Source organism: Pseudomonas sp. PSE1(2024) (assembly GCF_050990555.1).
In the GTDB taxonomy this organism is placed as follows: domain Bacteria; phylum Pseudomonadota; class Gammaproteobacteria; order Pseudomonadales; family Pseudomonadaceae; genus Aquipseudomonas; species Aquipseudomonas aphyarum.
This window is the reverse complement of record NZ_CP158967.1, coordinates 4,966,279-4,981,014: the sequence shown is the minus strand read 5'-3', so window position 1 is coordinate 4,981,014 and position 14,736 is coordinate 4,966,279. Positions and strand designations below refer to the sequence as shown.

The following is a 14,736-nucleotide window of genomic DNA, read 5'->3' as shown; positions in this document are numbered from 1 at the left end:
AGCGTCCCTTGATACATTCCCACGCAGAGCGTGGGAACGATCGGTCTACACATCAGGCATAATCCGCCCAATTCCAACAACAAGGATGCCTTCGAAGTGAGCTCAGTCAACAAGTCGATTTTGTTGGTCGATGACGACCAGGAGATACGCGAGTTGCTGGAAACCTACCTGACCCGCGCGGGTTTTCAGGTACGGGCCACGGCGGATGGCGCCGGTTTTCGTCAGGCGCTTAACGAGGCGCCGAGCGATCTGGTGATCCTCGATGTGATGCTGCCCGATGAAGACGGCTTCAGCCTGTGCCGCTGGGTGCGTCAGCATCCGCGTCAGGCCCAGGTGCCGATCATCATGCTCACCGCCAGTTCCGACGAAGCCGACCGGGTCATCGGCCTGGAGCTCGGCGCCGACGATTACCTCGGCAAACCTTTCAGCCCCCGCGAACTGCAAGCCCGGATCAAGGCTTTGCTGCGTCGCGCCCAATTCGGTCAGGAGCGCGGCGGCAGTGAAGTGCTGGCGTTCGATGAGTGGCGGCTGGACATGGTCAGCCATCGGCTGTTTCACACTGACGGCGAGGAAGTGATTCTGTCCGGCGCCGACTTCGCTCTGCTGAAACTGTTCCTCGATCACCCCCAGCAAATCCTCGACCGCGACACCATCGGCAACGCCACCCGTGGCCGCGACCTGATGCCCCTCGACCGCATCGTCGACATGGCCGTCAGCCGTTTGCGCCAGCGTCTGCGCGACACCGAAAAGCCGCCACGGCTGATCCGCACCGTGCGTGGCAGCGGCTACCAGCTGGCAGCCAATGTGGTTGCCGGCAATGGTCACTGAGTTCCTGCGCACCACCGCGCGCAAAGTGCCGATGCCGCGTTCGCTGCTCGGGCGGATGCTGCTGCTGACGCTGCTCGCGGTGTTGTTCGCCCAGACCCTGTCCAGCGTGATCTGGGTTTCCCAATTGCGCGCGACCCAGCTCGAAGGCCTGGTCACCAGCGCCCGCAGTCTCGCCCATTCGATGACCGCCAGTGTCAGTTACTTCCGCTCGTTGCCGGTGGCCTATCGGCCGCTGGTGCTCGATCAATTGCGCAGCATGGGCGGCACGCGTTTTGTGGTGACGCTCAATGACAAACCGTTGGGCATGGAAGTGCTGCCGGTGACGCCGCGCAAGGCCGCGGTGTTGAAAGCGGTGGATGAAGTGCTGCGCCAGTCGCTGGGCCAGGACACCGACATCCTGGTGACCTTCGTCAGCCCCGATGACTTACGGATCTTCAACGCCGGGTTGAAACTCGATGAGTTGCCTCGCTCCTGGGCGCATTACGCGCTGACCCTGGAACCGGTGAATCCGCCGGTGCTGGTCACGCAGATTCAGTTGGCGCCCGGTGAATGGCTGTACATCGCCTCGCTGCTGCCCGAGCCCTACACCAGTCTTGAAGAACAGGGCCTGCCGACTCAGCAGGTGTGGTTCATCGTCTTCACCAGCGGTTTTCTGCTGTTGTTCATCGGCCTGCTGGTGCACTGGCAGAGCCGGCCGCTCAAGCGTCTGGCGCGGGCCGCGCGGGACTTGTCGCTGGGTGCCGACGTCGAGCCGGTAGCCGAGGGCGGTGGCAGTGAAGTGGTGGAAGTGGGCCGCGCTTTCAACACCATGCGCGAGCGGATCAGCCGTTACCTGACCGAGCGCAGTCAGTTGTTCAGCGCGATTTCCCATGACCTGCGTACACCGATCACCCGTCTGCGATTGCGGGTCGAACTGCTGGAAGACGAAACGCTGCAAACCAAGTTCGGCCGCGATCTGGACGAGCTGGAGCTGCTGGTCAAAGGCGCGCTGCAATGCGTGAAGGACACCGACATCCACGAAAACATCGAACCGGTGGACCTGAACCATGTGCTCGACTGTCTGGTGGAACCGTATCTGGCGCCCAACGGCAACGGTCGCGTGACCCAGCAGGGGCGGGCGCTGGCGGCGTATCCGGGCAAGCCGTTGGCGCTCAAGCGCTGCATCGGCAATTTGATCGACAACGCGTTGAAGTACGGCCAGAACGCGCATTTGCACATCGATGACGATGACAGCGCGTTTGTGCTGCATGTCGACGATGAAGGTCCGGGCGTGCCGGAGCAGCGGTTGGAGCAGGTGTTCGAGCCGCACTTCCGGTTGGCGGGGCAGCAGCAGGGCTATGGGCTGGGGTTGGGGATTGCTCGCAACATTGCTCATAGCCATGGCGGTGAGGTGACTTTGCAGAATCTGCGTGAGGGTGGATTGCGCGTGACCCTGCAATTGCCGCGCTCGGTGGATTGATCTGAATGTCACCGGTCGGTGACAAAACCCGCCCCCTTCGTTACAAGCCCCTCCCGGCCCGTTGTTTAGACTGCCCGCAGTCATAACAACAAAAAAGGCCACCCATGGATCATTTCAATCCGGGCTTCAGCAGTTGGCTGAACGCCCCTGCCCACCAGCAATGGCTCGCCGACGAAGGCCTGCGCCTGCTGGCATTTGCCAAGGCTTCACGGTTGCCCGAAGGCTTCGGCAATCTTGATGAACGCGGCCAGCTTCAGGCCGACGCGCAAGCCGAAACCATGAACACCGCGCGCATGACCCACAGTTTCGCCATGGCCCACATTCAGGGCCTGCCGGGATTCGCCGAGCTGGTAGATCACGGCATTGCGGCGCTGCGCGGCCCGTTGCGCGATGCGCTGCACGGCGGCTGGTTCGCTGTCGCTGAACACCGTGACGGCAACACCGGCAAGAACGCTTATCTGCATGCTTTCGTCGCCCTGGCAGCGAGTTCTGCGGTGGTCGCGCAACGCCCCGGTGCGCAGGCATTGCTGGATGACGCCATCGACATCATCGACACGTATTTCTGGAGCGAAGAAGAGGGCGCCATGCGCGAATTCTTCAATCGCGACTGGCGCGAAGAAGAAGCCTATCGCGGCGCCAACAGCAACATGCACGCCACCGAAGCCTTCCTCGCTTTGGCCGATGTCACCGAAGACCCACGCTGGCTGGTGCGTGCGCAACGCATCGTCGAGCGGGTGATTCACGGTCACGCCGCCGCCAACGATTACCTGGTGATCGAGCATTTCGACCGCGACTGGCAGCCGCTGCGCGAATACAACCATGACAATCCCGCCGACGGTTTCCGTCCCTACGGCACCACGCCGGGCCATGGGTTCGAGTGGGCGCGGCTGTTGCTGCACCTCGAGGCCGCGCGGGTTCAGGCCGGCATGCTCACGCCCGGCTGGCTGGCCACCGACGCGCAAAAGCTGTTCGAACAAAACTGCCGCCATGGCTGGGACGTCGATGGCGCGCCGGGCATCGTCTACACCCTCGACTGGAACAATAAAGCGGTGGTGCGTCATCGCCTGCACTGGACTCACGCCGAGGCCAGCGCTGCCGCCAGTGCCTTGCTCAAACGCACCGGCGATGCGCAGTACGAAAGCTGGTATCGCCTGTTCTGGGAATTTTGCGAAACGTATTTCATGGATCGCTGCGACGGCAGCTGGCACCACGAACTCGACCCGCAGAACCGCCCGAGTGCCGATATCTGGGCGGGCAAACCGGATCTGTACCACGCCTGGCAGGCCGTTCTGATTCCGCGTCTGCCGCTGGCGCCGAGCATGGCCAGTGCTCTGGCACACCTGTCCCGAAGCGTTCCTGTGTAACCATGTGGTGACATTCGCGCGTCCCTTCGTTACCTGCGAGGGGAAACGCTCTGTTTAAACTCGTGTGCAGCGCAAGCACCAGACTTGCATGCATAACAACAAGAAAGGTACATCTCAGATGAATGCGATTTCTCGCCTCGCTACTGTCATTTCTGTCGCCTCCCTGTTCCCGCTCGCTGTGCTGCCCCTGAGTGTTTCCGCTGCCGAATCCAAAGGTTCGGTGGAAGTCGTGCATTGGTGGACGTCCGGTGGCGAAAAAGCTGCCGTCGATGTGCTCAAGGCACAAGTCGAGAAAGACGGTTTCACCTGGAAAGACGGCGCTGTCGCCGGCGGTGGCGGTGCGACTGCCATGACCGTGCTGAAAAGCCGCGCGGTAGCCGGCAACCCGCCGGGCGTTGCCCAGATCAAAGGTCCGGACATCCAGGAATGGGCGTCGACCGGTCTGCTCGATACTGACGTGCTGAAGGACGTTTCCAAGTCCGAGAAGTGGGACAGCCTGCTCGACAAGAAAGTCTCCGACACCGTGAAGTTCGAAGGTGATTACGTGGCCGTACCGGTGAACATTCACCGCGTGAACTGGCTGTGGATCAACCCGGAAGTCTTCAAGAAAGCCGGTATCGAAAAAGCCCCGACCACCCTCGAAGAATTCTACGCCGCCGGCGACAAGCTGAAAGCTGCGGGCTTCATCCCGCTGGCCCACGGCGGTCAGCCATGGCAGGACAGCACCGTGTTCGAAGCGGTCGTGCTGTCGGTGATGGGCGTTGATGGTTACAAGAAAGCCCTGGTCGACCTGGACAACGCTGCCCTGACCGGCCCGGAAATGGTCAAGGCCCTGACCGAGCTGAAGAAAGTCGCGACCTACATGGACCAGGACGGCAAAGGCCAGGACTGGAACCTGGAAGCGGCCAAGGTCATCAACGGCAAGGCCGGCATGCAGATCATGGGTGACTGGGCCAAGTCCGAATGGACCGCCGCCAAGAAAGTCGCCGGCAAGGACTACGAGTGCGTAGCGTTCCCGGGCACCGACAAGGCGTTCACCTACAACATCGACTCGCTGGCCGTGTTCAAGCAGAAGGACGCGGGCACCGCGGCCGGTCAGCAGGACATCGCCAAAGTCGTGCTGGGTGAAAACTTCCAGAAAGTCTTCAGCATCAACAAGGGCTCGATCCCGGTGCGTAACGACATGCTCGCCGACATGGGCAAGTACGGTTTCGACTCCTGCGCCCAGACCGCTGCCAAAGACTTCCTGGCAGACGCCAAGAACGGCGGCCTGCAACCGAGCATGGCGCACAACATGGCGACCACACTGGCAGTGCAGGGTGCGTTCTTTGATGTCGTGACCAACTACATCAACGATCCGAAAGCCGACCCGGCCGACGCTGCCAAGAAACTCGGCACTGCCATCAAGGCTGCCAAGTAACGTCAGCGTAGAGCAACTGCAAGCTTCAGGTCGCGCATCGGCCTGAAGCCTGCCGCTTGCAGCGGTCCTTCATCTTCTTTACTGGATCTTCCCATGAGTTCTGTTGCTGTGTTCAGCAAGGCCTCGCCGTTCGACGCATTGCAGCGCTGGCTACCGAAACTGGTGCTGGCGCCGAGCATGTTCATCGTTCTGGTGGGCTTCTATGGCTATATCCTCTGGACGTTTGTCCTGTCGTTCACCACGTCGACCTTCCTGCCGAACTACAAGTGGGCAGGCCTGGCGCAATACGAGCGTCTGTTCGACAACGACCGCTGGTGGGTGGCGAGCAAGAACCTGGCCGTGTTCGGCGGCATGTTCATCGGCATCACCCTGGTAATCGGCGTGACACTGGCGATTTTTCTCGACCAGAAAATCCGTCGCGAAGGCTTTATCCGCACCATTTACCTGTACCCGATGGCGCTCTCGATGATCGTGACCGGTACGGCGTGGAAATGGCTGCTCAACCCGGGCATGGGCCTGGACAAATTGCTGCGGGACTGGGGCTGGGAAGGCTTCCGTCTCGACTGGCTGATCGACCCTGATCGCGTGGTGTATTGCCTGGTGATCGCGGCGGTCTGGCAAGCCTCGGGCTTCATCATGGCGATGTTCCTCGCCGGTTTGCGTGGCGTTGATCAGTCGATCATCCGTGCCGCCCAGATCGACGGCGCGAGCATGCCGCGCATCTACTGGAAAGTGGTGCTGCCAAGCCTGCGTCCGGTGTTCTTCAGTGCGGTGATGATCCTGGCGCACATCGCGATCAAGAGCTTCGACCTGGTGGCGGCCATGACGGCCGGCGGCCCGGGTTACTCCTCCGATTTGCCGGCGATGTTCATGTACTCGTTCACCTTCAGCCGTGGACAGATGGGCATGGGCTCGGCCAGTGCAATCCTGATGCTCGGTGCGATCCTCGCGATCATCGTGCCTTACCTGTACTCCGAGCTGAGGACCAAGCGTCATGACTAGTCTCGCCTCCAAACCGGCCATCAGCCTGAGTCGCATCGCGATCTACGCGGTGCTGATCCTTGCGGTTCTGCTGTACCTGGTACCGCTGGTGGTCATGCTGCTGACCAGCTTCAAGACCCCGGAAGACATCACCACCGGCAACCTGCTGAGCTGGCCGACCGTGGTCAGCGGCATCGGCTGGGTGAAAGCCTGGGCCACCGTTGACGGCTACTTCTGGAATTCGATCAAGATCACCGTTCCGGCCGTGATCATCTCCACCGCCATCGGTGCGTTGAACGGTTATGTGCTGTCGTTCTGGCGCTTCCGCGGTTCGCAGTTGTTCTTCGGTCTGCTGTTGTTCGGCTGCTTCCTGCCGTTCCAGACCGTGTTGCTGCCGGCGTCGTTCACCCTCGGCAAGATGGGGCTGGCGAGCACCACCACCGGCCTGGTGTTCATCCATGTGGTCTACGGCTTGGCGTTCACCACGCTGTTCTTCCGTAACTACTACGTGAGCATTCCGGATGCGCTGATCAAGGCGGCACGTCTCGATGGCGCGGGGTTCTTCACGATCTTCCGCCAGATCATCCTGCCGATGTCCACCCCGATCATCATGGTCTGCCTGATCTGGCAGTTCACCCAGATCTGGAACGACTTCCTGTTCGGCGTGGTGTTCTCCAGCGGTGATTCGCAACCGATCACGGTGGCGCTGAACAACCTGGTCAACACGAGCACCGGGGCCAAGGAATACAACGTGGATATGGCGGCGGCGATGATCGCCGGGCTGCCGACCCTGCTGGTCTATGTGGTCGCAGGCAAGTATTTCGTGCGCGGGCTGACGGCCGGCGCAGTCAAGGGGTAATCATGGCTACGCTCGAACTTCGCAATGTAAACAAGACCTACGGTACCGGCCTGCCGGACACCCTGAAGAACATCGAACTGTCGATCAAGGACGGTGAGTTCCTGATCCTCGTCGGGCCCTCGGGCTGCGGCAAGTCGACCCTGATGAACTGCATCGCCGGTCTGGAAACCATCACTGGCGGCGCGATCATGATCGGTGACCAGGACGTCAGCGGCATGAGCCCGAAAGATCGCGACATCGCCATGGTGTTCCAGTCCTACGCGCTGTACCCGACCATGAGCGTGCGCGAGAACATCGAGTTCGGTCTGAAAATCCGCAAGATGAGCCAGTCGGCGATCGACGAAGAAGTCGCCCGCGTGGCCAAGCTGCTGCAGATCGAGCACCTGCTCAATCGCAAGCCGGGCCAGCTCTCTGGCGGCCAGCAACAGCGCGTGGCGATGGGCCGTGCCCTGGCGCGTCGGCCGAAGATTTATCTGTTCGACGAACCGCTGTCCAACCTCGACGCCAAACTGCGTGTCGAGATGCGCACCGAAATGAAACTGATGCACCAGCGCCTGAAAACCACCACGGTCTACGTGACCCACGACCAGATCGAAGCGATGACCTTGGGCGACAAAGTGGCGGTGATGAAGGACGGGATCATCCAGCAGTTCGGTACGCCGAAAGAGATCTACAACGACCCGGCCAACCTGTTCGTCGCGAGCTTCATCGGTTCGCCGCCGATGAACTTCATCCCGCTGCGCCTGCAACGCAAGGACGGTCGTCTGGTGGCGCTGCTCGACAGCGGCCAGGCCCGTTGCGAATTGCCGATGGCGATGCAGGACGCCGGTCTCGAAGACCGCGAAGTGATCCTCGGCCTGCGCCCGGAGCAGATCGCGCTGGCCTACGGCGAGGGCAACGGCCTGCCGAGCATCAAGGCGGAAGTGCAGGTCACCGAGCCGACCGGTCCGGACACCCTGGTGTTCGTCAACCTCAACGACACCAAGGTCTGCTGCCGTCTGGCGCCGGACGTGGCGCCGCAGGTGGGCGAAACCCTGACCCTGCAATTCGATCCGTCGAAAGTGCTGCTGTTCGACGCCAAGTCCGGTGAGCGCCTGGGGGTTGCAGGCCTGCCGAAAACCGAGTCGCACAGCGCCAACGTGGCCCAGTTCAAGGGGCGCTGATCAACAAATGCGGGAGCGGGCTCGCCCGTTTTCGCAGGGAGCACGCGGTGCGTGGCCTGTCGCGCGCCGCATCAGATGTAAACCGCGTTAGATAAGAAGAACAGTTAATAACAATAAAACGAGGATGTAGGGATGAAGAAGAACAACAACGCTCAGCGTATCGGTCAGTTGTCAGCGATTGCGGCAATGATGCTGGCCGGTAGCGTCCACGCGGCTGACGCGTTCAGCTCCGATTCGGAGTGGATGACCGGGGACTGGGGTGGCGAACGTACCAAGCTGATCGAGCAGGGTATCGACATCAAGATGGACTACGTCGGTGAAGTGGGCGGCAACCTTCACGGCGGTTTCAACGACGACAAGACTGCGCGTTACGCCGACCAGTTCGGTCTGGGCGTGGCGCTGGATCTGCAAAAACTGTGGGGCTGGGACAACACCCAGGCCAAGATCCAGTTCACCAACCGTAACGGCTACAACATTTCCAACGACCGCGTTGGCGATCCGCGTGCCGGCACCCTGAGTTCCTCGCAGGAAGTCTACGGTCGTGGCCACATGGTGCGTCTGACCCAGTTGTGGATCAAACACCAGTTCTTCGACAACAAACTCGACATCAAGGCCGGTTACTTCGGTGAAGGCGAAGACTTCAACACCTTCCCGTGCGAGTTCCAGAACCTGGCGTTCTGCGGTTCGCAAGTGGGTAACTGGGCGACCAACATCTGGTACAACTGGCCGGTCAGCCAGGCGGCCATTCGCGTCAAGTACAACATCAACGACGAGCTCTACGCGCAGATCGGTGCGTACAACCAGAACCCGTCGCAGCTGGAACACGGCAACGGCTTCAAGCTGAGCGGCAGTGGCACCAAAGGCACCGTGTTGCCAGTGGAGCTGGTCTGGTTGCCTAACCCGAACGGCTTGCCGGGCGAATACCGTGTCGGTTACTACAAGAGCACGGCCGATGCCGACGACGTTCGCGAAGACGTCAACGGTTTCGACGCGGCAACCACCGGTGACGCCTACCGCACCCACAGCAGCAAGCACGGTTACTGGTTCGTTGCACAGCAACAACTCACCAGCCACAACGGTGACAAGAGCCGTGGTCTGAACATTGCCGCCAACGCCACGTTCCACGACAAGGACACCAACTTCATCGACAACTACCAGTCCGTGATGTTTGTGTACAAAGGCCCGTTCGACGCACGTCCGAAAGATGACGTCGGTATCGGTGCGGCACGTATTCACGTCAACAATGACGTGAAGAAAAACGCCGAGCTGCTCAACGTCGCCAACGGTGTTTCGGACTATGACAATCCGGTGTTCTCGCCGATTCGTGAAACCGAATACAACTACGAGATCAACTACGGCTTCCACGTGACCAACTGGCTGACCGTACGCCCGAACCTGCAATACATCACTCATCCGGGCGGTGTGGATGAAGTGGATAACGCTTTGGTCGCTGGCCTGAAAATTCAGTCTACGTTCTAACGCGTCTGCGATAAGCTCCTCTCTATGTGCGCATATTTGCGGACAGCCCAGGCTGTCCGCTTTTTTTTGGAAAGGGGTGTCGCAGCCCATGAAAGTTGAATCTGGAACCGTGGCCCATGCATGAGCATCCGCTGCAACGCTTCTTCAAATCCCTGCGCGAACGACCGGTGTTCGCCTGGGAGCGCTATCAGATGCGCGATGTGCTGGTGATCGATCATCCGCTGTGCCAGGCGGTGTTCAGTCGTCAGGGGGCGCAATTGCTGCACTTTCAGCCGCGGGGGCAGAAACCGTGGTTGTGGTGCGCGGCGAAATGGCCGCATGTCGGCGCGATTCGCGGCGGCGTGCCGGTGTGCTGGCCGTGGTATGGCCGTCACCCGAGCGAAAACGCGTGGCCGTCCCATGGCTGGGCGCGCCTGCTGGACTGGAAACTGCTCGACAGCAGCACCGGCGATGACGGCGTGCGCCTGCATTGGCAATTGCAGTTGTGCGACTGGCAGGTGGACCTGCACGCGCATTTGGGAGAACGCATGGAATTGCGCCTGAGCACCGAGCATCAGGACGACATGCCGTGCCAGTTGAGCCAGGCTTTGCACGCTTACTGGCGTATTGGTGACGTGACTGAGATAGCGCTGTCTGGGCTCGAAGGGGCGCAGGGTTACGACCAGTTGAACCGTGAGATTTGCCAGCAGGAAGGCGAATTGCGGGTCGATGGTGGCTGTCAGCGCGTGTTCCAGCACGACGGCGAATTGCAGCTCAAGGATCACGCCTGGCAGCGCGAGTTGTGCATCGATACCGGTGACAGCGCGGACACCGTGGTGTGGCATCCGGGTGCGCGGCCGTTACTGGGCGTGAGCTGGGATGAGATTTCGGAATTTGTCTGTGTTGAAGCGGCGGCGGGCGGGACTGACAGCCTGCATCTGGCGCCGGGGGAGAAGGCGCATTTGAGTTTGCAGGCGTGGGCTGCGGCCTAGATTTGCGGTGAGTTGGCTGACGCCTTCGCGAGCAAGCCCGCTCCCACAGGTGACTGTATTCCATCTGGAGAAATACAGTCGAATGTGGGAGCGGGCTTGCTCGCGAAGAGGCCGGACAATACAGCCCAAAATTCGGATCAGTTGAACTCGTCACCCACCGGATACCGGCTAGCATTCAAGCTCTCTTTGATCTTGCGCAAATGCGGCTGGAAATCCACTCCGCGACGCAATGTCATCCCCGTCGCCAGTACATCCAGCACGGTCAACTGAATGATCCGCGAAGTCATCGGCATATAGATGTCGGTGTCTTCCGGCAGCGGAATATTCAGGCTCAGCGTACTGGCCTTGGCCAGCGGCGAATTCTCTGCCGTCAGGCCCAGCACCGAAGCGCCGTTCTCGCGGGCGATGCGCGCCACTTCCACCAGTTCGCGGGTGCGGCCCGTGTAGGAAATGATCACGAACAGCTCGCCGGTGTGCGCCACCGAAGCAATCATCCGTTGCATCAGCACATCGGCGTGGGCGGTGACCGCGAGGTTGAAACGGAAGAACTTGTGCTGCGCATCCAAAGCCACCGGAGCCGAAGCACCCAAGCCGAAGAAGTGGATTTGCCGGGCCTGGATCAACAGGTCGACGGCGCGGCTGATCAGGTTCGGGTCCAGCGCCTGGCAAGCGCTGTCCAAGGATGCGATCGCACTGCCGAAAATCTTCTGCGTGTAAGCCTCGGGATTGTCGTCAGCTTCCACTGCGCGGCTGACATACGCCGCGCCGCTGGCCAGGCTCTGGGCCAGTTGCAGCTTGAGTTCGGGGTAGCCGCTGACGCCGAATGAACGGCAGAAACGGTTGACCGTCGGTTCACTGACCGACGCCGCCTGGGCGAGGGCGGCGATGCTGAAGCGGGTGGCCTGCTGTGGGTTGAGCAGGATCACTTCGGCGACTTTGCGTTCGGCCTTGTTCAGCTCTTCAAGGCGACTCTGGATCTGTTCCAGTAAATTTCGCACGCGGTCCATAAGAATTCCTAGATTCACCGGCGCCGATAAGCGCGCGGCTATGCAAATTGGGCCTTTGATGTGGCCCGTGACGGTGGCCTATCCTACTGATGGCTCCGATCGACCACCACTCGGAATCTGTATTTTGCGAAAATGTTGTGATTATTACTACATTTTCCCTTGAGTGATGCCTTGAAAAAAGGTATTTGTAGCTTAACTTGATAAAAGAACAAACATCATGCCTTCGATTACGGTTGAACCGTGCACCTTCGCCTTGTTCGGCGCCTTGGGCGATCTGGCCCTGCGCAAGCTGTTTCCTGCCCTTTATCACCTTGATGGCGCCGGCCTGCTGCACGAGGACACGCGCATTATCGCACTGGCCCGTGAGGCGGGCACCGAGCAGCAGCACCTGGCGTTCATCGCCGCCGAGCTGCGTCGTTACGTGGGCAAGGAACTGGACGAGGCCGTGGCCGAGCGCTTTCTGGCGCGTCTGACCTACCTGCACGTCGACTTCCTCAAGGCTGAAGATTATGTGGCGCTGGCCGAACTGGCCGGCAGCACGCAACGCATGATTGCCTACTTCGCCACCCCGGCGGCGGTGTACGGCGCGATCTGCGAGAACCTGGCGAACGTCGGTCTGGCGGAAAACACCCGCGTGGTGCTGGAAAAGCCGATCGGCTCGGATCTCGAATCCTCGCGCAAGGTCAACGACGCCGTGGCGCAGTTCTTCCCGGAGAACCGCACCTACCGCATCGACCACTACCTGGGCAAAGAAACCGTTCAGAACCTGATCGCCCTGCGTTTCGCCAACAGCCTGTTCGAAACCCAGTGGAACCAGAACTACATCTCCCACGTGGAAATCACCGTGGCCGAGAAAGTCGGTATCGAAGGCCGCTGGGGTTACTTCGACAAGGCCGGTCAGCTGCGGGACATGATCCAGAACCACCTGCTGCAACTGCTCTGCCTGATCGCCATGGACCCGCCGGCCGACCTGTCTGCTGACAGCATCCGCGACGAGAAGGTCAAGGTGCTCAAGGCCCTGGCGCCGATCAGCCCGGAAGGCCTGACCACGCAAGTGGTGCGCGGCCAGTACATCGCCGGGCACAGCGAAGGCAAGTCCGTGCCAGGCTACCTCGAAGAGCCGAATTCCAACGCCCAGAGCGACACCGAAACCTTCGTTGCCCTGCGTGCCGACATCCGCAACTGGCGCTGGGCCGGCGTGCCGTTCTACCTGCGTACCGGCAAGCGCATGCCGCAGAAACTGTCGCAGATCGTCATCCACTTCAAGGAACCGTCTCACTACATCTTCGCCCCCGAGCAGCGCCTGCAGATCAGCAACAAACTGATCATCCGCCTGCAACCGGACGAAGGCATTTCCTTGCGCGTGATGACCAAGGAGCAAGGCCTGGACAAGGGCATGCAACTGCGCAGCGGCCCGCTGCAACTGAATTTTTCCGACACCTGGCGCAGCGCTCGGATCCCCGATGCCTACGAGCGGTTGTTGCTGGAAGTGATGAACGGCAATCAGAACCTGTTTGTCCGTAAAGATGAAATCGAAGCCGCGTGGAAATGGTGTGACCAGCTGATCGCCGGGTGGAAAAAATCCGGTGACGCGCCCAAGCCGTATGCGGCCGGGTCGTGGGGACCGATGAGCTCCATTGCATTGATCACGCGGGACGGGAGGTCGTGGTATGGCGATATCTGATGTGAAACTGCCCGAGGGCGTGAATGCCCGCGAATTCAAGACCCCGGTGCTGCTCGCCGAAGGCCTGGCGCTGAATGTCGCCAAGCAATTGAGCGAAGCGCTGGCGGCACGTGGCAATGCGGTGCTGGTGGTGTCCGGCGGTCGTAGCCCGGTGGCGTTTTTCCAGCACCTGGCCAAGCAGGAACTGGACTGGTCGAAGGTCGTCGTGACCCTGGCCGACGAGCGCTGGGTACCGGTCGAACACGCCGACAGCAACGCCGGTCTGCTCAAGCAATATCTGCTCAAGGGCCCGGCGGCCAAGGCGCAGTTCCTCAGCCTTTACAGCGCGGCGGCCAACGTCGAGCAGGCTGCGGAGCAGGCCGATCGTTTGCTCGCCGAGTTGCCGCCCATCGACGTGCTGGTGCTGGGCATGGGCGATGACGGTCACACCGCGTCGCTGTTCCCGGACAGCCCGAACCTGGCCGAAGCCCTGCAAGCCGACGGCACCCGTCGCTGCTGGCCGATGCTGGCGCCCAGCGTGCCGCGTCAGCGCCTGACCATGAGCCGCGCACTGCTGGCCTCGGCCCGGCACAAGATTCTGTCGATTTCCGGTCAGTCGAAACTGACCACCCTGAATGCCGCACTGGCATCCAACGACGTCGCCGCCATGCCGGTTCGCGCGTTTCTGCAACCTACGTTAGAGATTTACTGGTGCCCATGAGCCAAGGAACAGCCGCTATGACAACCCCATCCCCGACCGTTTCCATGGCGGACAAAGTTGCCCTGATCGACAGCCTCTGCGCCAAGGCGCGGATCCTGCCGGTGATCACCATCGCCCGCGAACAGGACGTGCTGCCGTTGGCCGACGCCCTGGCCGCCGGTGGTCTGACCGCGCTGGAAGTGACCCTGCGTTCGCAGTTCGGCCTCAAGGCGATCCAGATCCTGCGCGAACAGCGTCCGGAACTGGTGACCGGTGCCGGCACCGTACTCGACCGCAACATGCTGGCTGCGGCCGAAGCCGCCGGTTCGCAATTCATCGTCACTCCGGGCATCACCCGTGACCTGCTGGAAGCCAGCGTCGAAAGCCCGATCCCGCTGCTGCCGGGCATCAGCAATGCCTCCGGCATCATGGAAGGCTATGGCCTGGGTTATCGCCGCTTCAAGCTGTTCCCGGCTGAAGTCAGCGGTGGCGTGGCGGCAATCAAGGCCCTCGGCGGCCCGTTCGGCGAAGTGAAATTCTGCCCGACTGGCGGCGTCGGCCCTGCCAACATCAAGAGCTACATGGCGCTGAAAAACGTCATGTGCGTGGGCGGTAGCTGGATGCTCGATCCTGAGTGGATCAAGAACGGCGACTGGGCCCGCATTCAGGAATGCACCGCCGAGGCGTTGGCGCTGCTGGACTGATCTTCAACTGACACTTCGTTGTGTGTTCTACGGCTTTACGGTGCGCTTGGTCGGTGCACCGTTTTTTTTTGCCCGCAAAAAACTTCGTTATCTTGAGATACGTTATTTGGAGATACATAGTTACCGCACCTGGCTTTG

At 60.9% G+C, this 14,736-nt stretch carries 13 protein-coding genes; 12 read left to right on the top strand and 1 reads right to left on the bottom strand.

Features of this window, described 5'->3' with window-relative positions; translation table 11 throughout:
• Positions 1–96 precede the first annotated feature (96 nt).
• The 9 genes from ABTV87_RS22625 to ABTV87_RS22585 all read left to right on the top strand — a co-directional run bounded on the left by ABTV87_RS22625 (position 97) and on the right by ABTV87_RS22585 (position 10,524).
• Entirely contained in the window at positions 97–828 is a 732-nt protein-coding gene (locus tag ABTV87_RS22625) for a response regulator (protein WP_007951171.1), read from the top strand.
• A gap of 31 nt (positions 829–859) precedes the next feature.
• The gene (locus tag ABTV87_RS22620) at positions 860–2,287 is read left to right on the top strand and encodes an ATP-binding protein (RefSeq protein ID WP_202949240.1); all 1,428 of its coding nucleotides are present in this window, start codon (positions 860–862) and stop codon (positions 2,285–2,287) included.
• Between the two features lie 104 nt (positions 2,288–2,391).
• A complete protein-coding gene (locus tag ABTV87_RS22615) occupies positions 2,392–3,651 on the top strand; it encodes an AGE family epimerase/isomerase (RefSeq protein WP_433898390.1) in 1,260 nt (419 codons plus the stop codon).
• Positions 3,652–3,769: 118 nt separating this feature from the next.
• A complete protein-coding gene (locus tag ABTV87_RS22610; RefSeq protein WP_007951167.1) occupies positions 3,770–5,071 on the top strand; it encodes an ABC transporter substrate-binding protein in 1,302 nt (433 codons plus the stop codon).
• A gap of 93 nt (positions 5,072–5,164) precedes the next feature.
• Positions 5,165–6,073 carry a carbohydrate ABC transporter permease gene (locus ABTV87_RS22605; RefSeq protein WP_007951166.1) on the top strand — a complete coding sequence of 303 codons (909 nt, stop codon included), beginning with the start codon at positions 5,165–5,167 and terminating at the stop codon, positions 6,071–6,073.
• Positions 6,066–6,911, top strand: coding sequence for a carbohydrate ABC transporter permease (locus ABTV87_RS22600; RefSeq protein ID WP_221533969.1), 846 nt, complete (start codon positions 6,066–6,068; stop codon positions 6,909–6,911). Before ABTV87_RS22605 ends, ABTV87_RS22600 begins: the two co-directional genes overlap by 8 nt.
• 2 nt (positions 6,912–6,913) lie before the next feature.
• Complete coding sequence (locus ABTV87_RS22595) at positions 6,914–8,074, top strand: ABC transporter ATP-binding protein (RefSeq protein WP_085606573.1); 1,161 nt, start codon at positions 6,914–6,916, stop codon at positions 8,072–8,074.
• Positions 8,075–8,206: 132 nt separating this feature from the next.
• Positions 8,207–9,553: a carbohydrate porin gene (locus ABTV87_RS22590; RefSeq protein ID WP_085606570.1), complete on the top strand. Its 1,347-nt coding sequence runs from the start codon at positions 8,207–8,209 to the stop codon at positions 9,551–9,553.
• A 116-nt stretch (positions 9,554–9,669) separates the two neighbouring features.
• Positions 9,670–10,524 (top strand): D-hexose-6-phosphate mutarotase, encoded by an 855-nt coding sequence (locus tag ABTV87_RS22585; RefSeq protein WP_433898389.1) that lies wholly within the window; start codon positions 9,670–9,672, stop codon positions 10,522–10,524.
• A gap of 137 nt (positions 10,525–10,661) precedes the next feature.
• Here ABTV87_RS22585 and ABTV87_RS22580 read toward each other — a convergent pair whose 3' ends face one another.
• Positions 10,662–11,522: a MurR/RpiR family transcriptional regulator gene (locus ABTV87_RS22580; protein WP_169842436.1), complete on the bottom strand. Its 861-nt coding sequence runs from the start codon at positions 11,520–11,522 to the stop codon at positions 10,662–10,664.
• Positions 11,523–11,748: 226 nt separating this feature from the next.
• Between ABTV87_RS22580 and zwf the strand changes: the two genes are divergently transcribed.
• From zwf to ABTV87_RS22565, 3 genes are read left to right on the top strand one after another with little or no spacing between them, the layout of a single operon-like run.
• The gene (zwf, locus tag ABTV87_RS22575; RefSeq protein ID WP_011335604.1) at positions 11,749–13,215 is read left to right on the top strand and encodes a glucose-6-phosphate dehydrogenase; all 1,467 of its coding nucleotides are present in this window, start codon (positions 11,749–11,751) and stop codon (positions 13,213–13,215) included.
• Positions 13,202–13,915: a 6-phosphogluconolactonase gene (pgl, locus tag ABTV87_RS22570; protein ID WP_433898388.1), complete on the top strand. Its 714-nt coding sequence runs from the start codon at positions 13,202–13,204 to the stop codon at positions 13,913–13,915. The genes zwf and pgl overlap by 14 nt, the downstream gene beginning before the upstream one ends.
• A 17-nt stretch (positions 13,916–13,932) precedes the next feature.
• On the top strand, positions 13,933–14,598 hold the full coding sequence (locus tag ABTV87_RS22565) for a bifunctional 4-hydroxy-2-oxoglutarate aldolase/2-dehydro-3-deoxy-phosphogluconate aldolase (RefSeq protein ID WP_011335602.1): 666 nt from the start codon (positions 13,933–13,935) through the stop codon (positions 14,596–14,598).
• The last annotated feature ends 138 nt before the right edge of the window (positions 14,599–14,736 follow it).

Excerpts from the sequence above, each read along its gene's own strand:
- pgl (WP_433898388.1), top strand. The coding sequence starts at position 13,202 with ATGGCGATATCTGATGTGAAACTGCCCGAGGGCGTGAATGCCCGCGAA.
- ABTV87_RS22620 (WP_202949240.1), top strand. The coding sequence starts at position 860 with ATGCCGCGTTCGCTGCTCGGGCGGATGCTGCTGCTGACGCTGCTCGCG.
- ABTV87_RS22610 (WP_007951167.1), top strand. The coding sequence starts at position 3,770 with ATGAATGCGATTTCTCGCCTCGCTACTGTCATTTCTGTCGCCTCCCTG.
- ABTV87_RS22605 (WP_007951166.1), top strand. The coding sequence starts at position 5,165 with ATGAGTTCTGTTGCTGTGTTCAGCAAGGCCTCGCCGTTCGACGCATTG.
- zwf (WP_011335604.1), top strand. The coding sequence starts at position 11,749 with ATGCCTTCGATTACGGTTGAACCGTGCACCTTCGCCTTGTTCGGCGCC.
- ABTV87_RS22565 (WP_011335602.1), top strand. The coding sequence starts at position 13,933 with ATGACAACCCCATCCCCGACCGTTTCCATGGCGGACAAAGTTGCCCTG.
- ABTV87_RS22590 (WP_085606570.1), top strand. The coding sequence starts at position 8,207 with ATGAAGAAGAACAACAACGCTCAGCGTATCGGTCAGTTGTCAGCGATT.
- ABTV87_RS22595 (WP_085606573.1), top strand. The coding sequence starts at position 6,914 with ATGGCTACGCTCGAACTTCGCAATGTAAACAAGACCTACGGTACCGGC.
- ABTV87_RS22585 (WP_433898389.1), top strand. The coding sequence starts at position 9,670 with ATGCATGAGCATCCGCTGCAACGCTTCTTCAAATCCCTGCGCGAACGA.
- ABTV87_RS22615 (WP_433898390.1), top strand. The coding sequence starts at position 2,392 with ATGGATCATTTCAATCCGGGCTTCAGCAGTTGGCTGAACGCCCCTGCC.
- ABTV87_RS22600 (WP_221533969.1), top strand. The coding sequence starts at position 6,066 with ATGACTAGTCTCGCCTCCAAACCGGCCATCAGCCTGAGTCGCATCGCG.